The following is a 19,154-nucleotide window of genomic DNA, read 5'->3' on the forward strand; positions in this document are numbered from 1 at the left end:
TGCCCGTCGCCGGTGCTGTGCGCTCGCGCGCGGATGAGGATCTCACCGGTGGCGATGACCCGGGGAGGCGAGGGCGGGCGGCGACCGACGGCGGGCGACAACCGCGAGCCGAAGGCGGTCAGCGGTCCGGGAGCAACGGCCCGAGGTCGACGTTGTCCCCGACGAGCGCGGCCGCCCGGTCGTACGGGGATAGAGTCGCCGCGTCACTCTCCGGTCGCTCGATACCCACGTGGGCAAAAACGCTGTCGACGAACGCCTCGCGGGCGGTCGCGTTCTCGAAGAGCCCGTGGAGGTAGGTGCCGAGCGTGCGGTCGGTCGCCGCGCCGGTCCCGCCCTCGGGGAACGGGCGGTCGATGTCGGCGGTCGGGCCGTCGACCGGAGTCGTCTCGCCCATGTGGATCTCGTAGCCCGAGACCCGCCCCGCGGCGCCCGCGAGCGGGCCCGCGCCGTCGATCCGGCGGGTCGCTTCCTCGACCCGCTTGTCCGTCGAGAACCGCGTCTCGACCGGTAACAGCCCGATACCTTCGAGGGTATCGAGGTCGTCGGTGCTCTCGACGCCGGCGTTCGTGATCCGCCGACCGAGCATCTGGTAGCCCCCGCAGAGGCCGACGACCGGGCCGTCGAACGCGCGGAGTCGCTCGGGGAACCCGGCCGCCCGGAGCGCCCGCAGGTCGTCGACCGTGTTCTTCGTGCCCGGGAGGACCACCGCGTCGGCGCCGCGACCGGTGCCGGCGCCGGCCGCCTCGGGGTCGGCGAGGTCGGCGTCGAGCGGCAGGTAGGCCACCCGGACGCCGGGTTCGCGGGCCAGCGGCTCCAGATCTGTGAAGTTCGAGATCCTCGGGAGTCTCGGGACGGCGACGGTGACCGCCCGGTCGTCGGACACGCCGTCGTCGCGCCCCCGCACGGCCCGCTCGCCCTCCGCGGGGAGGTCGACGCTGTCCTCGGCCGGGAGCCCGGGGTCGTCGTGGGGGACGACACCCAGAATTGGGACGCCCGTCCGCTCCTCGACCTCCTCGATCGCGGGGTCGAGCAGCGACGCGTCGCCGCGGAACTTCGTCAGGACCGCGCCCGCGACCCGCTCGCGCACGTCCGCCGGCAGGAGTTCGACCGTGCCCACGAGGCTGGCGAACGCGCCCCCGCGCTCGATGTCCGCCACGAGGAGAATCCGGGCGTCGGCGAACCGCGCGGTCTCGACATTCGCGAGGTCGCGCTCGCGGAGGTTCGGCTCGGCGATCGAGCCCGCGCCTTCGGCGACGACCACGTCGTGGTCGGCCGCGAGCCGTTCGTGTGCGCGGCGGGCCGTCTCGCGAGCGCGCTCCCAGTGGTCGTCGTAGTACTCGCCGGCCTCGTAGTGGGCGACCGCCTCCCCGTCGAGGACGAGCTGCGACTCGCTGTCCCCGCGGGGCTTGAGCAGGACGGGGTTGTGGTCCGTCGTCGACGCGACGCGGGCCGCGCGGGCCTGGACGTACTGCGAGACGCCGATCTCGCCGAACGCGGTGTCGGACCCGGCCTCCGTGACGGCCTCGGCTTTCGGCACCGCGCGGGCGTTGTTGCTCATGTTCTGGGCCTTGAACGGCGCCACGGCGACGCTCCGGTCGGCGAGAAGCCGGCACAGCCCCGCGGCGACGGTGCTCTTGCCGACGTGACTTGCGGTGCCCGCGACGAGTATCGTCGACGCCATTCGGTACCGTCTCGTCCGTTCGGCCGCGAGCGGTAAATACGGGACGGGGTTCGGTCAGCCGCCGTGACGGCCGGTCGCGAGCGGGGCCGTCGGCCGCTCGGCCGAGACCGCCCAGTCGGGGGTGGCCGGTCCCGCAGCGGTAGCCGACTACTCGGTACGCGCCGACTCCGAAACGGGCACGATCTCTACCTCCCAACTCCGCACGTCGGATTCCGTGTTGTGGAAGGCCCATCGACTTTCGGCGACCTGGACACCGTTCTTCGAGGCCGTGACGAGCAGGTCATTGAGCGCGGCTCGCAACTCTGCATCCGTCGTCGGTCCGGTGTCGTCACTCATATCTGAGTTACACTTCTATAGCTTCGGTTACTGTCCCTGACAGATATGTCTGGCGCCGTCCGGTCCGCGGCTCGAACGGAACGGTCGATCAACTGAAGTGAGCGCCCCGAACAGACCGAGTGGGAACCCGACGGTATGTCCGACGACCACTACGACGACCTCGCAGCGGACTGGAGCGACTACGCGGAGGTACCGTGGCGCGCACAAGTCCTCTGGCCGACGCTGACCGACCTGCTCCCCGACCTCGACGGGCTCCGGGTCCTCGACGCCGGCTGCGGCGACGGCTACCACGCGGCCCGACTCGCCGACCGCGGCGCCGACGTGCTCGGCGTCGACGCGAGCGAGGCGATGGTCGACCGCGCCCGCGAGCGCTACGGCGACCGCGTCGACTTCCGCCGCGGCGACCTCGCCGAGGGACTCGACTACCCCGACGACGGCGGTTTCGACCTGATACTCTGCCAGCACGTGCTCTCGCACGTCGCCGACCTCGAACCGGTCGCCGCCGAGTTCGCCCGCCTGCTCCGCCCCGGCGGCGGGGTCGTCCTGTCGACGCACCACCCATTCCACGAGTATCTCGTCGTCCGCGAGGAGTCCTATCCCGACGCCCGTGCTATCGACGGGCTCGACGCCCAGCCCGCAATCGACGCCGATGGCCGCTCCCCCACCTACGCCGACACCGAACGCTACGAGCTCTACTGGGGCGGTGAAGTACCCGCGGAAGGATCGGACGGGGACGACGACGGGGTAGCGGAGCCCACGGTCTTCCACCGGCGGCCGCTCGACGCGCTCGCCGGCCCGCTGTTCGACGCCGGCTTCGCGCTGGCGGACCTCCGGGAGCCCGACCTGTCCGAGCGGCTCGACCCGGAACTGGTGGACGAGGTTCCGGAGTTGCTCGACCGACCGCCCCGGTCGCTCTGTCTCCGCGCCGAGCTCACCGAGTAGGGTTGCGAATGTGTTTGGTTCGTTCCTCCGAGTGGATCCGACCGCACTCGACTCCACCGCACTCGACTCCACCGCACTCGACTCCACCGCACGAGACAGCAGGCGCTGAAAGCCCTCGCCGCGCTCGCGGTCGCTGAGCGACATATCCTCGCGTCCTCCGGCCGCTTCGGATAGGGGTCGCTCAGACGACTACATAAACGCGAGCGCGCCTCGCCCTTTCAGTCCGCCAGGAGTTATCTCGTCACGGTGGCCTCGGAACGGCGGCTGAACGGACAGGCGTGAGCCTCACACCTCCCCAGCCTCTTGCGCGTCTCGGCCTTCGGCCTGCGATGCTCATCCCTCGCGCGGTGTTGTCGCGCGCATGAAAGCGCGCTCCAGCGCGCGCCGGCTCGGAGATTCAGAGAGCGAAACCACTGGTGCGAAGCTCACGACCACGAGCGGGTCGGGGAGACAGCCCGGTCACCGTCCGACCGATCACATAAGGGTTGGACGCGTGAAAGGACGAGTATGTCCCCTGAACGTCCCCCGGACGGGCCCGCGATCGAGACGGCGGACCTGACGAAGTGGTTCGGCGACGTGCTGGCGGTCGACGGCCTCGACCTCTCGATCGACCGCGGCGAGGTGTACGGCTTCCTCGGGCCGAACGGCTCGGGGAAGACGACGACGATGCGGATGCTGACGACGCTCACCCGGCCGTCCAGCGGGTCGGCGCGGGTGATGGGCATCGACGTGGCCGACCGGCGGGAGCTGATCTCGGTGGTGGGCTATCTCCCCGAGGAGCCGCCGCTGTTCGACGAGCTGACCGCCCGCGAGCAGCTGCGCCACGTCGCCGCCCTCCACGACGTGCCCCGCGAGCGGGCCCGCGACCGCATCGACCGCTACCTCGACCGCTTCTCGCTGGCCGGCGAGGCCGACCGCCGACTGGAGGGCTTCTCGACGGGGATGCGCAAGAAAGTCGGACTGATCGCGACGGTGATCCACGAGCCGCCCGTCCTGTTCCTCGACGAGCCGACGAGCGGGCTCGACCCGCGGGCCGCCCGCACGGTCAAGGACCTCATCGCAGAGCTCTCGGGCGGCGAGACGACTGTCTTCCTCTCGACGCACATCCTGCCGGTCGTCGACGAGCTGGCCGACCGGGTTGGGGTGCTCCACCGCGGCGACCTGGTCGCGGAGGGGCCGCCCGACCGGCTCAAGCAGCGCGCCGAGCGCGGGGAGGCCGGGTCGCTGGAGGACGTGTTCCTCGAAGTGACCACCGACCACGCCGAGGAGGCGACGGCGACCGGGGCGAGCGCGGCCGACCGGGACGCGACGGCGCCGGACTCCCAGCGATGAACCTCGGCCACAGCCTGCGGCTGACCCGCATCGACGTGCGGCGGATGCTCCGCAAGCGGACCGACCCGGACAGGCGACTCGCCTCGGTCGTCTCCGTGGGGCTGTACGCCCTGCTGATGCTCGGGCTGACCGCCGGCGGGGTCTACGGCGGCCGGGCGCTCGGCGAGGCGCTGGCCGCGGGGTCGCTCGAGTTCATCCCGACGGCGACGGCGGTCGCCGTCCGGGGGTTCGCCGGCGTCGTGTGGGTGATCACCGTCGTCGTCTTCGGCGTCCGCGCGGTCGGCCAGCGCGGGACGCTCACCAACGCCGAGGGCGTCCTCACCGTCGTCCCGACGCCGGAGGCGTACCTCGGCCACGTCGCCGGCGAGTACGTATACCTGCTCCTCTGGACGCTGCTGCCCGCCGTCGGCGCCGGCGTCGGCCTCGCGCTCGGCACCGGGGTGCTCTGGCCGGCCGCGGGCGTCCCGCTGGCGGTCGCGCTCGGGGGGGCGACCGTCGTCACGGCGGCCTACGCCCTCGGACTCGCCCTCCGGCACGTCGTCACCCGCTTCCCGTTCGTCGCCCGGCACAAGAACGGGCTGATCGTCCTCGTCTTCGTCCTCTACATGGCCGCCATCGTCAGCGGGTCGCTCAACCAGGCCATCGCCGCGCTGTTCGACCCGATGGCCGCCTCGCCGATGGGCTGGTACGCCGACCTGGCGCTGGTCGGCCTGCCGAACGTGGCCCTCGACGCGACGCGGGCGGGCGCGGTCGTCGCCGCCACGGTCGCGTTCGCCGCCGTCGCCGTCGCCGCCGGCACGGCGATCGCCGACCGCCACTGGTTCGCCGACCCCGCGCTCGCCGGCGAGGACGAGGACGAACCCGCCGAGTCCGACACCATCGCGGACGCGGTCACCCCGGCGACGACCGACGAGGACTGGCTGACCCGCCGGCTCGAAGCCGTCGTCGACCGGCCGACGGCTGCGCTGGTCGTCCTCGCGTGGCGCCGGGCCGCCCGCGCCCCGCTCAAGCTCATGTACGCCGCCTACCCCCTGTTCTTCGCGACCGGCGTCTTCGTCGACATCGTCCAGACGGGGCAGATCCCCGCCTACCTCCCGTACGGCCTGCTCGTGTTCGTCGCCTGGGCCGGCGGCGTCGTCTTCACGCTCAACCCGCTGGGCGACCAGGGATCCGTGCTCGCCACGACGCTGCTCTCGGCGGTGACCGGCCGGAAGTTCGTCCTCGCGCACGTCCTCGCCGGCCTCGTCGTCGTGATCCCGGCCGGCACCGCGCTGGTCGCCGTCGCCGCCCTGTTGAGCCCGGTCGGCGCCCGGAACACGGCGATCCTGGTCGGCCTCTCGCCCGTGGCGATGGTCGTCGCCGCGGGCCTCTCGGTCGGTATCGGGACCGCATTCCCCCGCTTCGAGGCGACGAACGTCACCCGCTCGATGGAGGCCGTCGTCCCCAGTCCCTGGGCGTTCGTCCTCTTCAGCGCTCACGTCGTCGTCACCGCCGTCGCCGCCGTCTTCGTCGGCCTGGAGGGCGCCCGCGAACTCGGCGTCGCGCTGGTCGCCGCGGTCGCTTCCTTCGCCCTCTCGGCGCAGGTGACCCTCTCGACGACCGCGCTCTACTACGCCAGCGCCGTCGCGCTCGTGGCCCTGTTGCTCCTGCCCGCCCTCTCCTATCGCTACGCCGTCCGCACCTTCGACGGCTACGAACTGGCGTGAGCGACGCGAGCGACCGACGGCAGGAGACGGCGGACGACCGCCGCCCGATGCCCGCGAGCCGTCGCCCCAACCCGGCTTGCGCGCGCAGCGTCCTCTTGAGGCCGGGCGCCGAGTCCCACAGTATGACACACAGACCCGAACCCGCGGCGTTCGAGGCGAGCCGCGACCTCGACACCGCGGGCTCGACGGTGCTGGTCGGCCTGCCAGGGCTCGGGCTCGCCGGCGTCATCGCGGTCGAGCACGTCGCCGACGAATTCGGACTCGCCGAGCGGGGCCACTTCGACTCGGAACGGTTCCCCCACGTCGCCACCTACGCCGAGGGGCGCGTCCGCGAGTCGGTCCGGGTGTACGCCGGCGAAGGCGGCGAGGGCGCGAACGTGACGGCGCTGCTGTCGGATCTGGTGTTCCCCCCGCGCTCGTTCGGCGCGCTGGCCGAGGGCGTCGTCGAACACCTGACCGACGGCTGCGACCAGGTGGTCATCCCCATCGGCGCGCCCTACGAGTCCGTCGAGGACCACGCGGCGGTGACCGCCGTCGCCACGACCGACTCGCTGGAACGGACCCTGCGCGACGCCGGCGTCCCGCCCGCGCCGGGCGTGGGCACCATCGGCGGTCCGACGGGGGCCATCGTCGACGCCTGCGTCCGCGAGGGCGTCCCCGCCGTCGCCCTCGTCGTCGGCGTCGAACCGTATCGCCCGGACCCCGCCGCCGCGAGCGCGCTCCTCCGGGAGGGCCTCGAACCCGTCGTCGACGCGACGTTCGACACGAGCGACCTCGAAGCCAGCGCGGACGCGCTCGCCGCCGGGATGGCCGAGATGGCCCGTCAGATGCAGCGCGTCGACGCCCAGGAGGGCTTCCAGCGCCCGCCGCCGGAGGACGACGAACCGAGCATGTTCCAGTAGGCTCGAAACCGCGTCATACGGATTATTGCAAGACAGTCCGGGATCGACCGCACGATTGCGTGGGGTCGGTCCGGTAAACGCTTGCAATAATCCGTATCAGTACTCGGTGCCCTTGCGGGCGCTGTGGCCCGACTCGATGGGGTGGGCCTCCTTGCGGACGTTGGTCACCAGGTCCGCGAGGTCGGTCACGAACGCCGGTCGCTCGTGCCCCCCGGTCAGGACGAGTTCCAGGTCGTCGGGCTTGGACTCGACCAGCTCCCGCACGTCGTCGGGGTCGACGAGGCCGCGGTTGCCCGCGTAACAGATCTCGTCGAGGATCAGCATGTGGACGCCGTCGTCGGCGGGGCCGTCGAGCGGCAGGGGCGCGGACAGGTCGGCCTCGCCGGCGGCCGCCACGAGTTCCTTCGCGCGCTCGAACCCGCCCTTCGCGCGGGCGGCGTGCTCGTCGTCGTCGGTGCCGTCGTGGAAGCGGTGCCAGCCGTAGTGGCCGCTGTTCTCGTAGGAGTACCCCGGCAGGGCGTGGATGGCGTTGTACTCGCCGCGCACGTCTTCCACAGTACTCGTCCCGCCCTTCATGAACTGGAGCATGTGGACGCGGTAGCCGTGGCCGGCCGCGCGCATCCCCATGCCCATCGCGGCGGTCGTCTTGCCCTTGCCGTCGCCCCACCAGACCTGCGTCAGCCCGAACTCCTCGGGCGCCGCCGGTTCGATGGGTCGGGGCTCCAGCGGGTCGCTACGGTCGGCTCCGTCGCCGGACGCGTCGTCGCTCATACCCGGCTCGACGGCCCCCGGGGTCGTAGCCGCTTCGACACGGCGATCCCGGTCCCAGGCCGACTACCTGTCGACCCGCGAGACCGTCGGTTCGCCGTCGGAGACCGCGCCGTACTCGGCCGTCCCCACGCTCTCGGGGACGGCCGCTCCGTCGGCCCCCTCGTACCGCGCGGCGAGGCTCGCCCGGACGGCGTCGCGCACGCAGACCCGGGCGGCCCGCCCCACGGGCGTCGCGCTGCCGGCGAACGCCGCAGACTCGCCCGCCGGGTCCGAGCCGACGACGACCGCATCGGAAGTCGTCCCCGTGAAGCCCGTCTCGGCCAGCAGCGTCGCGGTCTTGGCCTCGACGGCCGTCGCCAGCAGCGTCGCGAGCGCACCCTCCTCCAGCGCCCGCGTCGTCCCGACGACGAGGTTCACCGTCCCCGGCCGTGGGGGATCGTCGCCGCTGCGGGAGCGCATCGCGGCGTCCTCCGGTTCCGCCTCGACCCCGTCACCCATCGGCAGCGCGGCCGGGTTCGAGACGCCCGCGGTCGCCACGACCTCGACGCCGGTCAGGCGGGCGCGGCGGGCGTGGCGGACCTCGACGCCGGTCAGCATCGCCGGCCCCTCGTCGGGAAAGCCCGCCCGCTCGCGGCGCTCGGCGACGTAGGCGGCCAGGTCCGTCCGGTCGAACCCCTCGGGGACCGTGCAGTTGTACGCGGCGTCGGCCCGGCGGTACCCGCCCGAGAAGCCCGTCGAGAGCCAGCGGGTGTCCGGCCGCCGAACCCGCAACACGCCCGCGGACACCTCACTCTCGAACATCCAGCGCCCCCAGCAGGCGGTCGTGGTCGTCGGCCGTCCGGACGGCGACCCGGACGTGCGAGTCCAGCCCCGCGAACGACCGGGCGTCCCGGAGTTCGATGCCGGCCGCCCGCGCCCGCGAGAGCAACTCCTCGACGCTCTCCTCGCTCCCGCAGTCGACGAGGAGGAACGGCGCGGTCGCGTCTTCCATCGGGGGTTCGGGTTCGTACACCGAGAACCGCGGGTCCCGATCGAAGGCCGCCCGCAGTCGCTCGCGCTCGCTCGCGACGCGGTCGCGCGTCTCCGCGACGAATCCCGGACGGTCCATACAGTGCGCACCGACGGCGGCGGCCGGCCAGCCGAGCCCCCAGGTGATCGCCGCAGTGCGGATCCGCTCACCCAGTTCGCCCGTCGCGACGGCGAAGCCCGCCCGCAGCCCCGGCAGCCCGAACAGTTTCGTCAGCGACCGCGCGACGACCACGCCCGGCTCGCCCGCCAGCGACGGTCGGTCCGTGAATCCCAGGAACGCCTCGTCGACGAGCAGCGGCGTCCCGGCCGCGCGACAGCGGTCGGCGAAGTCGGCCAGGGCCCCCGGTTCGTAGGCGTCGCCGGTCGGGTTGTTCGGATTGCAGAGGATCGCGAGCGCGAACTCGCCGGGGTCGCGGCCGGGGACGGCGTCGTGGTCGGCCGTCACCGCTTCGCCGCCCTGCAGTTCGACCTCGAGGGCGTACTCGCCGAACGTCGGCGCGGGGACCAGCGCCCGGTCGCCGGGGTCGACCGTCACCGCGACGGCCAGCCGGATGGCCGCCAGCCCGCCCGCGGTCGGGACCACGTCGCCGGCCTCGCAGTCGGCGTACCGCGCCGCGGCCCGCCGATACTCGGGGTAGTCCTCCGGCGGGTACGTCCGTGAGTCGTCGAGCGCGCCCGCGTAGGTCTCGGCGACGCCGTCGGGGACCTCCGGGTTGACGTTCGCGCTGAAATCGAGCGCGTCGGGGTCGTCGCTGCTCCCGTGGACCACCCCGCTCCCGGCGAGCCGCGCGACCGCCTCGTTGTCCATACCGAGGGGTCGGGAAGCGGCGACAAGAAGCTCCCGCTCCGGTCACAGCCGATCCGGAACATCGCACACACAGGCGATCGGGACGCCCGCGAGCGGCGGTTCGGGTTCTACCGCCGTCCCGCTCACTCCCAGGTGTAGCCGAACGCCTCGGAGCTGCGGTCGACGTAGCGATTTTCGAGCACCTCGCTGACGGTCCGGCCGAGTTCGTCCAGCGCCTCCTCGATGTCGGCGCGGTCGCTCCGGTCGAGCCGCTCGTCCCACGGCTCGGGAAGGTCCGCGGCGAGTTCGGGCGCGAGATACCCCACGTCGCCGGCCGACTCGTTCCAGTAGAAATCGAGGGCGTCGAGCAGGCCCAGCGCGCGGGCGGCCTCGAACTGGTCGTCGTCCATGTAGGTGTGGTCCGCCCACTCGACGAAGCCGTCCTCCCAGGCGCCCTCTTCGAGGAACTCCGCGAGCGCCTCGCGGCGACCCTCCTCGCCCGGTCGGTCCTCCGGTTCCTCGACGGCGTCGTAGTCGCCCGGGTCCTCCGCGGCGTCGAGTCTCGGCGGGTCGGGCACCTCGGGGTCGAATGACATACCCCACCTTCGGCGGTCAGCCCATTGAGGGTTTCCCACCCGTGACCGGGACCCCAGTCGGGGGACGACCGCCCGTCGCCGTCTCAGAGCAGGAGTCGCTCGGCGACCTCGGCGTCCTCGCGGCGGTTGACGTTGACCGCCAGCCGCGCGTCGTCGCGGACGAGCGTCCGGTCGGGACCGTCGCCGACGACGTTGACCCCGGCCGGAGCGAGCTCCTCGCCGTCGTGGACGAAGGTCGTGTCGACGCTCACGCCGAGCGCGCTCTTGAGGAAGGTCGGCGTCGCGACGGTCAGCGACCCCGACTCGTAGGCGTCGAGGACGCCGTCGACCGCCTCGGCGTCCAGCAGCGGCAGGTCCGCGGCGACGGTCACCACCGGCCCGTCGACCCGGTCGTCGGCCAGCGCGTGCTGCAGGTCCGCGACGTACCCCTCGCCGGGCGTCTCGATGGTCGGGCAGTCCACGTGGGCCGCGGTCTCCGGCGCGTGCGGCGAGACGACGGCGTAGACGCGGTCGACCCGGCTGTCCGCCAGCGCCGCCAGCACCCGGTCGACCATCGGCTCGCCGCCGACGGGAAAGAGGGGCTTCTCGCCGTCGTAGTCGAGTCGGGTGCCCTTCCCGCCGCAGATCACCAGGGCGTCCACGCGACCACCTCCCCGAGCCCCACCGACTCCCCGAGCGCCGCGGGGGTCGCGAGGTCCGCGCGCCAGGCGACCAGCCCGGCGTGGAGCGCGACCACCCGCGCGAGCTCGTTCGCCCCGCCGACCACGTCGCCGGTCACGCCGCCCAGCCGCTCGCGGGCCCACCACAGGAGCGCGACCGCGACCACCAGGGCGCTCGCGAGCGCCGCGGCGGCCGCGAGCGACGGGAGCGTCAGTGCGACCGCAGGCACGGCGAGCGCGAGCGGGGCGACCAGCCCGCGGGGCGGCGTCTCGTCGGCGACCGCGGCGCCGAAGCCGTCGTGGGCCGCCGAACCCAGCGCGACCAGCATCGCCATCGCGGCCTTCGCCGCGACCTCCGCGGCGACGACCAGCCCCGCAGCGGCGGCGACCGGCAGCGCCGCGAGTCCCGTCCCTGCGAGCGCCAGCCCGGCCACCACCGCCGCGAGCGCGAGCGTCCCGCCCACGCCCAGGACGGTGTCGCCCATCACCTCCCGGCGGCGCTCGGCGTCGCCGTGGACGACCGCCGCGTCGCCCAGGTCCGCGACGCCGTCGAAGTGGTTGATCCCCGTCAGCGCGACGACGGCGAGGAGGTACGCGAGCGCGACCGTCACCGCGGGCACGGGTGCGGCGACGCCGACCGCGACCGGGACGGCGACGAGCGCGCCCAGCAGGTAGCCCGCGACCGGCAGCGTCCACGGGGCCCGGCGGAACGCCTCCCAGGCGCGCTCGTCGCGGCCGACGGGCAGCCGGGAGAGAAAGCCCAGCGCGCCGCGGACCGCCGTCAGTCCGCCGCTCAGACCCACGTGACCACCCCCCCAGTCAGGTACGTCACCGCGCCCGCACCCAGGTACGCCAGTCCGCCGGCCAGCCCGACCCGGCGGACCGCCCGCTCGGCGTCGTCGACCGTCGGCAGCGCCGCGTCGGCGTTGATGTCGTAGGCGCCCGGCTTGACGAGCCGCACGCTCAGCGCGGCGGCGACGGTCCCCATCGGCCACCCGGAGTTCGGCGAGGGGACGCGGTCGAGCCAGCGGTGCGCGGCGCGGAGCGACCCCGGCGACAGCGCCGCGGCGGCGATCAGGACCGCGCTCGCCCGCGCGGGGAGCCACATCACGGCGTCGTCCAGCCGCGCGGGCGCCCACCCGACGGGTTTCGAGCGGTAGCCGAGCATCGAGTCCATCGTGTTCACGGCCTTGACCCACGCCGCCCCCGCCGCGCCGAGCGCGACCGCCGCGACGGCGGGGTCGACGCTCGCCGGGGGTGCGGACAGCGGCCCCGCCGACAGCACGGCGTCGGCGGCGACCGCCAGGGCGGCGAACGCGCCCAGCGGCGCGACCAGCCCGTCCGCGAGGTTCTCGGCGACGCTCTCGACGACCGCGCTCCGCACCTCGCCGGGCGACAGCGCCGCGGCGTCCCGGCCGGCCAGCGCGCGCAGCTCCGACCGCGCCGCCTCCGGGTCCGTCTCGGTCAGCGCCGTCACCTCGCGGGCGACGGCGAGCAGCCGCCGGAGACTCGTCGTCAGGAACAGGGCGACCCCGCCGGCGACGGCGCCAGCGACCGGCCGCCAGGCGCCCGCTCCCGCGACGGCGACGCCGACGGCCAACGCCGCCGCGAGGGGAAGCGCGACCGTCGCGAGCACACCGACGACCCGCGGGTGGGCCCACGCGCGGTCCAGCGGTCCGACCAGCCGGCCGAACCAGGCGACCGGGTGGGTGCGGGTCGGCGGCTCGCCGACGGCCGCGTCGAGCGCGAGCGCAAGCCCGACCGCGCCGGCGCTCAGCGACATCCCATCGCCTCCAGCTCCCCGGGGAGGTCCGCCAGGTCGGTGTCGGTCAGGAGGACGCTCCGCGCGCCGGCGTCCTCGGCGCCGCCGTCGGTCGCGGGGTCGTCGCCGACGTGGACCAGGTCCGCGACCGCCACGTCCAGGGCCCCGGCGACGGCCTCGAACGCGCGGCGGTCGGGCTTGCGGTACCCGCAGTCGACGCTGGCGACGACCGCGTCGAACCGGTCGGGGTCGAGGGCCGACCGCCGTAGCGTCCGCTCGACCAGCCCCGCGACGCTGCAGTTCGAGAGCACGCCGACCGGCCCGCGCTCGGCGGCGGCCGCGACGGCGGTCTCGGCGCCTTCGCGAGTCTCGACCGGCCCGTCGAACGCCCCGCGAACCGCCGCGGCGACCGTCTCTGCGTCGGCGTCGACGCCGCGGCTCGCGAGCGCCTCCCGGACGTGCTCGGACAGCGGGAGCTCCGCGCCCGCCTCGACGGTGACCTGCGGCTCGCGGTAGGCCGTCGCCCAGTCGTCGGGGACCGCGACGCCGCGCTCGCGGAGTTCGCGAGCGACCGCGTCGGCGGGCTCGGCCGGCCGGGAGACGGCGACGAGCGTGCCGAACAGGTCGACGGAGACTGCCACGAACCCCCCGTCGAACCGCCGCACCTTGAACGATACGGACTGTTCAGCCCCGCGGCGACCGCGGGACGCGGCGGGCGCTCGGGTGCCGACCGCCGTCCCGGTCCGTGACCGGCGGACCGGCGGCTCTGCGACGAGGGTCGCGATAAATAAGGGGTATGCGGGCCGGTTCGGCCCCGGGTCACATGGGTCGTGGGCCGCGCGCCCGGCTTCGGGCAGGCCTGGGCTGTCGGCGAGGCGTCCGGACGGCCGTCGTCAGCGGCTGCCGCCCGCGTTCACCCACTTGGCCCGTCGGATGTCGTACTTCCCACAGACCGGACAGGTGTGATACTGGACGTCGAACTGCGTCTCGCAGGCGAGACACAGGTACGGCGACGCCTCGGACTTCGACAGCCCTGAAGCGCGTTTGGCCCGTTCCAAGACGCCCATCGTGACCACACCGATCACAGGACCGCTCCCACTAAAAAGAGCGAGGATAGTTTACACCCGCCGAAAACGCTCCCGTCCCGGCCTAAATCCGCGCTACCCCGTGATCCCGTCGACCGGGGCCTGAAGGCCGATCGACCCCGTCAACGAGCACCGCGACGGGCCGATACCGCCGACGCACGCCGGCGGCGCGGTCCGCGGGGGCCGCCGTCCGCACCGCGTCGCTGGTCACGCCCCGTCGGACCCCTCGCCGTCGTCGCCCTCGGTCACCGGGACGCGCGTCGGGCCGTCGTCGTCCCCGCGGTCGCCGCGGTGGCGGCGCTGTCCGTCGCCGCCGACCGGGAGCTTCTCCCGCACGTCGCTGGCGAACGACTCCACGCGGTGGCGGACCGTCGAGGCCTCCTCCTCGAAGCGCTCGACGTTGCGCTCGACGTAGTGGACCCGATCTCTGGGGATCTGTTTCATCAGGTCGTTGCCGTCGTCGTCGCTGCCCGACCGGAGCATCCAGTGGTCGCGCGCGTAGACGACCTCCTCGTTGTCGACCGTCAGCTCGGTCGTCCCCTCGTCCGGGTCGTCGTAGACGATCGTCGCCTGGCCGAGTTCGATCTCGTCCATACCTCGGCTTGGGGTCCCAGGGTTTTACGCTCGGCGGCGACCGGTCACGCACCGTCCGACCCGCCAGTCGTCGCCGTCCCGTTCGGTCGGTCGGAGGTCGCGGCCAGGTCGCCGTCCTCCCCGGGGGTGACGGTCCCGGCGGGCGTCGTCGCACTGGTCCCGGCCGAAGTGGTCCCCACGCCGGGGTTGACGGGCTCGGCGCCCGCGTCGTTGTCGACGGTCGTCGGCGACTCCGCGCCGACGGCGTCGGCCGTCGTCGGCGTCTCCTCGTCTTCGATCTCGGTCGCGCTCGGACCCGGCGCGCCACAGCCCGCGGCGACCGCGAGCGCGACGAGGACGGCCGCCCCGAGGGCGGCGCGCAGTTGGTTACGCATCGCCCGCCCTACGGGAGCGCCGTGGATGCGGTCGCGGCGCGCGCTCGCAAGGGGCTGCAGTGGTCGACCCGCGGCTTTTCCCGCCGAGGGCCCAATCGGCCACGTGAGCAAGCAGCTGACACCCGGTGAGATCTTCGACCGGGCCGTCGAGGAAGGCGACCGTCGGCTCGACCAGTCGGCGCTCGAACTCGTCTCGACGAGTTTCATCGCGGGCTTTACCGTCCTGTTCGGCATCGTCGCGCTGGGCATCGTCGAGGGGCTCGTCGAGCCGGCCGTCGGCCACGCCGCCAAGGTCGCCGGCGCGCTCGCCTTCGCGCCCGGGCTCGTCTTTCTCGTCGCCGGCCAGACCGAGCTGTTCAACGAGAACTTCTCCGACCCGGCCGCGGCCGCCGTCGAGCGCGGCGTCGCCGCGCTGCCGTCGCTGCTCCGCCTGTGGGCGCTCACGTTCGTCTTCAACCTCCTCGGCGGCGGCCTGCTGGCGCTCGTGTTCGCCGTCGAGGGCGCGATCCCCCCGGCCGGGGCCGACGCGCTCCAGCGCTTCGCCGAGGAGACCGCACACCGGCCCGCACACACCTGGTTCACCCGCGGCGTCGCCGGCGGCGCGCTCGTGAGCCTGCTCTCCTTTCTCGTGGTCTCGGTTCGGAGCGACGGGAGCCGGCTGTGGCTCGCCTACGCCGTCGGCTTTCTGCTCGCGCTCGGCCCGTTCGACCACGTCGTCGTCTCCGTCCTCCATCTCGTCCTCGGACGGCTGCTGGGCGCGGCGGTCGGCTGGGGGACGCTCGGCGCGCTGACCGCCGTCGTCACCGCCGGCAACTTCGTCGGCGGCCTCGGCCTCGTCACCGTCACCCACGTCACACAGGCGATGGGCGCCGACACCGCCGGGGAGTCCGGGGAATCCGAGGAGTGACAGCGAGTGCGGCCCCTGATACCCGGAGTCCGCCGGCGCGCCTGTGGAGGGGTCGGGGGTCGGATGCGCGCCGGCGGCCGGGATATCACGGTGAGCTGGCAGACGCCAACCCCAGGGAACTCAGGACTGGTCGGGGAAAACCCCCCGGATCGCTCGGTCCGACCCGGGCCGACGGCCCGAGCCCGTCACTCGGCCGGCGCCTCGACGTCCGTGTCCCGAGCCTCGTAGCCGCTGTAGAGCGCCAGGACGCCCGCCAGGAGCCCGGTCGCGACGTAGTTCCACGCGACGGCGGCGTCGGGGTCGAGTTCGAACAGCCACGGGGAGACGAGCAGCCACAGCCCGAGCAGACCGACGAACCCCGCGGCCGCGACGCTCCCCAGGCGCTCGCCCGCCCGGCGGGCGTAGTTGTACCCGCCCAGCAGCGCCAGGGTGACCCCGACGACCACGCTGTTGAACCCCATCGTGTCGCCGAACTCCAGCGCGAACAGCCACGGCGACGCGACCAGGTACGCGCCCAGCAGCGCGGTCGCCAGCGACACCCACGTCCCGTGTTCCGCCGGGTTCGTGTCGACCGTCGGCTCCGCGGTGTCGACGCCCGCCGCTCGCTGGTCGCGGTCCCCCTCCGCGCCCACGTCGTCGTCCGGCTCGCCCCCGTAGGACCCCGCGTCGTCCCCGTCGGACACGCCCGGGCCGTCCCTGTCTGACGCCGCGGTGTCGTCGTCTCGGTCGCTCATGATTCCCTCCCGACTCGGGTCCGAACCCGCAAAAGCGGAGAGCTTGTGTGCGAAACGGTCCGCTGACGCGTCGACCGCCCGAGAACCCGGACCGCCGAGCGGGCCCGTCGACGGCTCGTCGAGCGGGTTAGCGGGCTCGCTCGGCGCGCGCTGACTCGTGCCGACCCCTCCTCGGCCACAGGATTCGCAGGACAGCACGGACCCGCGGCTTGTATCCGGTTGAACTCCCCAAACCGGGCCGGTTTTCCCGAACCCGGTTCCGGGAGTAGCCGGCCCACTGCCCACGAAAACAGATGCGTAGCTGTCTGTCGTGGTTCAACGGGAAGACAAGTCCGCCCTCCCCGATTTGAACGGGGGACAAGTCGATCTACAGTCGACTGCTCTACCAGTCTGAGCTAAGGGCGGGCACACGAAGGTAGCCGCCGTGTCGGACTTAACCGTTTTGACTCGCCGCGGGGGTGGGAGAGTGACCCAGCCACACGCGCGGCGGCGGACACCCGCGGCGACAGACACGCGTCAGACACTCCGGGAAGATTGAAATACCCGCGCGACGACGGATCGGACGAGCCGGATGAGCAAGATAACCTTCCGCGCGGACGACGACCTCATCGAGCGACTCGAGGAGTTCGACGCCTCGAAGAGCGAGATCATGCGGGAGGCCCTGCGGGAGTACCTCGGCGACGCGTCGGACGCGCGGCCGAGCGCGTCGCCGACGCCGACCTCGACTGCGGAGGCGTCGGACACGAGCGAGTCCATCGACGACCTCATCGCCGAGCGCGTCGACGCCATCGTCGCCGACCGGCTGGAGGGCGCGTTTACGCCGAGCCAGCCGCAGGACATCAACGTAAACATCGCTCTCGACGGCGAAAACGCCGGTGCGAGCAGTGCCGAGGCGGACGCCTCACCGGCCCCAGAGACGGGGGCGTCCAACGCCGACCCCGGTCGTAAGACAGGCGCGGACGCGGGCGAAAACGCGCCCGAGGACGCGGAACGCTCGTGCGCCAAATGCGGCGAAACCGTCTCCGCTGGGCACGTTTACTGCCCGAACTGCGGGGAGAAGGCGTCCCACCGCGTCTTCTGTGACTGCGGCGACGAGCTCCGGTCGGACTGGGCCTTCTGCCCCAGTTGCGGCCGCCGCACCCCCGCAGCGGACGTGCTCGATCAGCCGTGAATACGCCGCAAACGCCACCCACAGACCGTTAAACGGCGTAAACGCGCGAGTGTATGACGCTCGCCGTTACCTTTATAACCCTGCACCCGGATGTAATTCTTGCGTAAGACGGTCGTCTTACACGGGCCGCGGCGCGGACGTGTGACCCGCGCCATCGTGCGATTACGCCGGATGGGCGTTCGAAGCCACCGTGTAAGACGAACGGGCGACCGCGTCCGCGGATGCCGTCTTACCCAAAGGGGAACATCAAACATGGAGCGTGTGACACTACGGATTCCGAAGCAGCAGATCGAAGAGGTCGAGCGAATGGTCGAAACGGGGGAGTACCCCAACCGGAGCGAAGCCATCCGGGCGGCCGTCCGCGAGAAACTGAACGAGCAGGACGGGAGCAAGGAGCGCCCGTCGGAGAAACGGAAGCGCCGCAGCTTCCAGAGGGCCTGAACGATGCAGGACATCGTCAAGGAGGCCCTCGAACGGGACGAGGCCGAGCAGAACCAGATGGAGGAGCAGGAGGGCGACGGCTTCGGCGACCCCCGGATCGTCATCGTCGGTTGCGGTGGCGCCGGGAACAACACCGTCAACCGCCTGTACAACATCGGCGTCGACGGTGCCGACACCGTCGCCATCAACACCGACAAGCAGCACCTCCAGATGATCGAGGCCGACACGAAGATCCTGGTCGGCAAGTCGCTGACCTCCGGCCTCGGCGCCGGTGGCGACCCCGAGATGGGCAAGCGCGCCACCGAGATGGCCCAGGGCACCATCGAGGAAGTCCTGGGTGACGCCGACCTGGTGTTCGTCACCGCCGGCATGGGCGGCGGGACGGGCACCGGCGCGGCGCCGGTCGTCTCGAACATCGCCAAAGACCAGGGCGCCATCGTCGTCGGCATGGTGTCGACGCCGTTCAACGTCGAGCGCGCCCGCACGGTCAAGGCCGAGAAGGGCCTCGAGACCCTCCGCAGCGAGGCCGACTCCATCATCGTGCTGGACAACAACCGCCTGCTGGACTACGTCCCGAACCTGCCCATCGGCAAGGCCTTCTCCGTGATGGACCAGATCATCGCGGAGACCGTCAAGGGCATCTCGGAGACGATCACCCAGCCCTCGCTCATCAACCTGGACTACGCCGACATGACCGCCATCATGAACCAGGGCGGCGTCGCGGTGATGCTCGTCGGCGAGACCCAGGACAAGAACAAGACCGAGGAAGTGGTGAAAGACGCGATGAACCACCCGCTGCTCGACGTGGACTACCGCGGGGCCACCGGCGGCCTCGTCCACATCACGGGCGGCCCGGACCTCGCGCTGAAGGAGGCCGAGGGCATCGCGCAGAACATCACCGAGCGCCTCGACGCGAGCGCCAACGTCATCTGGGGCGCGCGCATCGAGGAGGAGTACAAGGGCAAGGTGCGGGTCATGGCCATCATGACCGGCGTCAAGTCCGCGCAGGTCCTCGGTCCGACGACCCAGAAGCAGGCCGACAAGTCCCGCCAGGCGCTGGACGACGTGGACGACGTGGACGACTCCACCTTCGACGCCAGCCAGAACGTCGACACCGAGTTCGGCGACTCCGGCGGCATGGGCGGCGGTGCCGGCGGCAGCTCGGGCGGCGAGCCCGACTACGGCCACACCGACGGCGGCCGCGACAACCTCGAGAAGAACAACGGGCTGGACGTCATCCGCCCGGACTGATACGGTCGGCTGTAACTGTTTCCGGTGGTTCGCCGGGCGGTCCGGGGAACTCCGGAAACGACGTACAATCGACCGTATGACGGCTCCCGGGTCG

Annotated in this window: 22 protein-coding genes and 1 tRNA gene; 8 read left to right on the forward strand and 15 right to left on the reverse strand. The window is 72.7% G+C overall.

Annotated features, from left to right (window positions below):
* Nucleotides 1-118 precede the first annotated feature (118 nt).
* Both E3328_RS10755 and E3328_RS10760 read right to left on the reverse strand, forming a co-directional pair.
* A complete protein-coding gene (locus tag E3328_RS10755; RefSeq protein WP_135364556.1) occupies nucleotides 119-1,681 on the reverse strand; it encodes a cobyric acid synthase in 1,563 nt (520 codons plus the stop codon).
* Nucleotides 1,682-1,828: 147 nt separating this feature from the next.
* On the reverse strand, nucleotides 1,829-2,017 hold the full coding sequence (locus tag E3328_RS10760; protein WP_135364557.1) for a hypothetical protein: 189 nt from the start codon (nucleotides 2,015-2,017) through the stop codon (nucleotides 1,829-1,831).
* 135 nt (nucleotides 2,018-2,152) lie between these two features.
* Between E3328_RS10760 and E3328_RS10765 the strand changes: the two genes are divergently transcribed.
* From E3328_RS10765 to E3328_RS10780, 4 genes are all read left to right on the forward strand, one after another.
* Nucleotides 2,153-2,959, forward strand: coding sequence for a class I SAM-dependent methyltransferase (locus E3328_RS10765; protein WP_135364558.1), 807 nt, complete (start codon nucleotides 2,153-2,155; stop codon nucleotides 2,957-2,959).
* Between the two features lie 507 nt (nucleotides 2,960-3,466).
* On the forward strand, nucleotides 3,467-4,291 hold the full coding sequence (locus E3328_RS10770) for an ABC transporter ATP-binding protein (protein WP_135364559.1): 825 nt from the start codon (nucleotides 3,467-3,469) through the stop codon (nucleotides 4,289-4,291).
* The gene (locus E3328_RS10775; protein WP_135364560.1) at nucleotides 4,288-5,997 is read left to right on the forward strand and encodes a hypothetical protein; all 1,710 of its coding nucleotides are present in this window, start codon (nucleotides 4,288-4,290) and stop codon (nucleotides 5,995-5,997) included. The genes E3328_RS10770 and E3328_RS10775 overlap by 4 nt, the downstream gene beginning before the upstream one ends.
* Nucleotides 5,998-6,119: 122 nt before the next feature.
* The gene (locus tag E3328_RS10780) at nucleotides 6,120-6,899 is read left to right on the forward strand and encodes a proteasome assembly chaperone family protein (protein WP_167837364.1); all 780 of its coding nucleotides are present in this window, start codon (nucleotides 6,120-6,122) and stop codon (nucleotides 6,897-6,899) included.
* 96 nt (nucleotides 6,900-6,995) lie between these two features.
* On the opposite strand, the gene E3328_RS10785 is transcribed toward E3328_RS10780, so the two are convergent.
* The 11 genes from E3328_RS10785 to E3328_RS10830 all read right to left on the reverse strand — a co-directional run bounded on the left by E3328_RS10785 (nucleotide 6,996) and on the right by E3328_RS10830 (nucleotide 14,556).
* The gene (locus E3328_RS10785) at nucleotides 6,996-7,670 is read right to left on the reverse strand and encodes a cob(I)yrinic acid a,c-diamide adenosyltransferase (protein ID WP_135364562.1); all 675 of its coding nucleotides are present in this window, start codon (nucleotides 7,668-7,670) and stop codon (nucleotides 6,996-6,998) included.
* Nucleotides 7,671-7,733: 63 nt separating this feature from the next.
* Nucleotides 7,734-8,471, reverse strand: coding sequence for an adenosylcobinamide amidohydrolase (locus E3328_RS10790; RefSeq protein ID WP_135364563.1), 738 nt, complete (start codon nucleotides 8,469-8,471; stop codon nucleotides 7,734-7,736).
* The gene (locus tag E3328_RS10795; protein WP_135364564.1) at nucleotides 8,458-9,507 is read right to left on the reverse strand and encodes an aminotransferase class I/II-fold pyridoxal phosphate-dependent enzyme; all 1,050 of its coding nucleotides are present in this window, start codon (nucleotides 9,505-9,507) and stop codon (nucleotides 8,458-8,460) included. Before E3328_RS10795 ends, E3328_RS10790 begins: the two co-directional genes overlap by 14 nt.
* Before the next feature lie 122 nt (nucleotides 9,508-9,629).
* A complete protein-coding gene (locus E3328_RS10800; protein ID WP_135364565.1) occupies nucleotides 9,630-10,082 on the reverse strand; it encodes a DUF7992 family protein in 453 nt (150 codons plus the stop codon).
* 83 nt (nucleotides 10,083-10,165) lie between these two features.
* Nucleotides 10,166-10,708 carry an NTP transferase domain-containing protein gene (locus E3328_RS10805; protein WP_209452186.1) on the reverse strand — a complete coding sequence of 181 codons (543 nt, stop codon included), beginning with the start codon at nucleotides 10,706-10,708 and terminating at the stop codon, nucleotides 10,166-10,168.
* Complete coding sequence (cobS, locus tag E3328_RS10810) at nucleotides 10,708-11,544, reverse strand: adenosylcobinamide-GDP ribazoletransferase (protein WP_246022966.1); 837 nt, start codon at nucleotides 11,542-11,544, stop codon at nucleotides 10,708-10,710. The genes E3328_RS10805 and cobS overlap by 1 nt, the downstream gene beginning before the upstream one ends.
* On the reverse strand, nucleotides 11,535-12,524 hold the full coding sequence (locus E3328_RS10815; RefSeq protein ID WP_135364567.1) for a CobD/CbiB family cobalamin biosynthesis protein: 990 nt from the start codon (nucleotides 12,522-12,524) through the stop codon (nucleotides 11,535-11,537). The genes cobS and E3328_RS10815 overlap by 10 nt, the downstream gene beginning before the upstream one ends.
* The gene (locus E3328_RS10820; RefSeq protein WP_135364568.1) at nucleotides 12,515-13,144 is read right to left on the reverse strand and encodes an HAD family hydrolase; all 630 of its coding nucleotides are present in this window, start codon (nucleotides 13,142-13,144) and stop codon (nucleotides 12,515-12,517) included. The genes E3328_RS10815 and E3328_RS10820 overlap by 10 nt, the downstream gene beginning before the upstream one ends.
* 252 nt (nucleotides 13,145-13,396) lie before the next feature.
* Nucleotides 13,397-13,570 carry a hydrogenase maturation nickel metallochaperone HypA gene (locus E3328_RS21985; protein WP_167837378.1) on the reverse strand — a complete coding sequence of 58 codons (174 nt, stop codon included), beginning with the start codon at nucleotides 13,568-13,570 and terminating at the stop codon, nucleotides 13,397-13,399.
* 225 nt (nucleotides 13,571-13,795) lie between these two features.
* Nucleotides 13,796-14,182 (reverse strand): hypothetical protein, encoded by a 387-nt coding sequence (locus E3328_RS10825; protein WP_135364569.1) that lies wholly within the window; start codon nucleotides 14,180-14,182, stop codon nucleotides 13,796-13,798.
* Nucleotides 14,183-14,226: 44 nt separating this feature from the next.
* Nucleotides 14,227-14,556 (reverse strand): hypothetical protein, encoded by a 330-nt coding sequence (locus E3328_RS10830; protein WP_135364570.1) that lies wholly within the window; start codon nucleotides 14,554-14,556, stop codon nucleotides 14,227-14,229.
* 103 nt (nucleotides 14,557-14,659) lie between these two features.
* Here E3328_RS10830 and E3328_RS10835 point away from each other — a divergent pair, with 103 nt between their 5' ends.
* On the forward strand, nucleotides 14,660-15,463 hold the full coding sequence (locus tag E3328_RS10835) for a formate/nitrite transporter family protein (protein ID WP_209452155.1): 804 nt from the start codon (nucleotides 14,660-14,662) through the stop codon (nucleotides 15,461-15,463).
* 185 nt (nucleotides 15,464-15,648) lie between these two features.
* Here the strand turns inward: E3328_RS10835 and E3328_RS10840 are convergent, their stop codons facing one another.
* Complete coding sequence (locus tag E3328_RS10840; RefSeq protein WP_135364572.1) at nucleotides 15,649-16,197, reverse strand: SPW repeat protein; 549 nt, start codon at nucleotides 16,195-16,197, stop codon at nucleotides 15,649-15,651.
* A 331-nt stretch (nucleotides 16,198-16,528) separates the two neighbouring features.
* Nucleotides 16,529-16,602: transfer RNA gene (locus E3328_RS10845), tRNA-Tyr, on the reverse strand.
* A gap of 166 nt (nucleotides 16,603-16,768) precedes the next feature.
* Between E3328_RS10845 and E3328_RS10850 the strand changes: the two genes are divergently transcribed.
* The 3 genes from E3328_RS10850 (at nucleotide 16,769) to ftsZ (ending at nucleotide 19,060) form a co-directional block, all read left to right on the forward strand.
* Complete coding sequence (locus tag E3328_RS10850; protein ID WP_135364573.1) at nucleotides 16,769-17,368, forward strand: double zinc ribbon domain-containing protein; 600 nt, start codon at nucleotides 16,769-16,771, stop codon at nucleotides 17,366-17,368.
* Between the two features lie 252 nt (nucleotides 17,369-17,620).
* Nucleotides 17,621-17,809, forward strand: a complete 189-nt coding sequence (locus E3328_RS10855; protein WP_006881776.1) for a ribbon-helix-helix domain-containing protein — start codon at nucleotides 17,621-17,623, stop codon at nucleotides 17,807-17,809.
* A 3-nt stretch (nucleotides 17,810-17,812) separates the two neighbouring features.
* Nucleotides 17,813-19,060: a cell division protein FtsZ gene (gene ftsZ / locus E3328_RS10860; RefSeq protein WP_135364574.1), complete on the forward strand. Its 1,248-nt coding sequence runs from the start codon at nucleotides 17,813-17,815 to the stop codon at nucleotides 19,058-19,060.
* Nucleotides 19,061-19,154: the final 94 nt, after the last annotated feature.

This window comes from Halosimplex halophilum (assembly GCF_004698125.1).
GTDB classification, from domain to species: Archaea; Halobacteriota; Halobacteria; order Halobacteriales; family Haloarculaceae; genus Halosimplex; species Halosimplex halophilum.

Excerpts from the sequence above, each read along its gene's own strand:
- E3328_RS10825 (WP_135364569.1), bottom strand. The coding sequence starts at position 14,182 with ATGGACGAGATCGAACTCGGCCAGGCGACGATCGTCTACGACGACCCG.
- E3328_RS21985 (WP_167837378.1), bottom strand. The coding sequence starts at position 13,570 with ATGGGCGTCTTGGAACGGGCCAAACGCGCTTCAGGGCTGTCGAAGTCC.
- E3328_RS10755 (WP_135364556.1), bottom strand. The coding sequence starts at position 1,681 with ATGGCGTCGACGATACTCGTCGCGGGCACCGCAAGTCACGTCGGCAAG.
- E3328_RS10815 (WP_135364567.1), bottom strand. The coding sequence starts at position 12,524 with ATGTCGCTGAGCGCCGGCGCGGTCGGGCTTGCGCTCGCGCTCGACGCG.
- E3328_RS10850 (WP_135364573.1), top strand. The coding sequence starts at position 16,769 with ATGAGCAAGATAACCTTCCGCGCGGACGACGACCTCATCGAGCGACTC.
- E3328_RS10780 (WP_167837364.1), top strand. The coding sequence starts at position 6,120 with ATGACACACAGACCCGAACCCGCGGCGTTCGAGGCGAGCCGCGACCTC.
- E3328_RS10795 (WP_135364564.1), bottom strand. The coding sequence starts at position 9,507 with ATGGACAACGAGGCGGTCGCGCGGCTCGCCGGGAGCGGGGTGGTCCAC.
- E3328_RS10790 (WP_135364563.1), bottom strand. The coding sequence starts at position 8,471 with ATGTTCGAGAGTGAGGTGTCCGCGGGCGTGTTGCGGGTTCGGCGGCCG.
- E3328_RS10785 (WP_135364562.1), bottom strand. The coding sequence starts at position 7,670 with ATGAGCGACGACGCGTCCGGCGACGGAGCCGACCGTAGCGACCCGCTG.
- E3328_RS10765 (WP_135364558.1), top strand. The coding sequence starts at position 2,153 with ATGTCCGACGACCACTACGACGACCTCGCAGCGGACTGGAGCGACTAC.
- E3328_RS10800 (WP_135364565.1), bottom strand. The coding sequence starts at position 10,082 with ATGTCATTCGACCCCGAGGTGCCCGACCCGCCGAGACTCGACGCCGCG.
- ftsZ (WP_135364574.1), top strand. The coding sequence starts at position 17,813 with ATGCAGGACATCGTCAAGGAGGCCCTCGAACGGGACGAGGCCGAGCAG.
- E3328_RS10840 (WP_135364572.1), bottom strand. The coding sequence starts at position 16,197 with ATGAGCGACCGAGACGACGACACCGCGGCGTCAGACAGGGACGGCCCG.
- E3328_RS10830 (WP_135364570.1), bottom strand. The coding sequence starts at position 14,556 with ATGCGTAACCAACTGCGCGCCGCCCTCGGGGCGGCCGTCCTCGTCGCG.
- E3328_RS10770 (WP_135364559.1), top strand. The coding sequence starts at position 3,467 with ATGTCCCCTGAACGTCCCCCGGACGGGCCCGCGATCGAGACGGCGGAC.
- E3328_RS10760 (WP_135364557.1), bottom strand. The coding sequence starts at position 2,017 with ATGAGTGACGACACCGGACCGACGACGGATGCAGAGTTGCGAGCCGCG.
- E3328_RS10775 (WP_135364560.1), top strand. The coding sequence starts at position 4,288 with ATGAACCTCGGCCACAGCCTGCGGCTGACCCGCATCGACGTGCGGCGG.
- E3328_RS10855 (WP_006881776.1), top strand. The coding sequence starts at position 17,621 with ATGGAGCGTGTGACACTACGGATTCCGAAGCAGCAGATCGAAGAGGTC.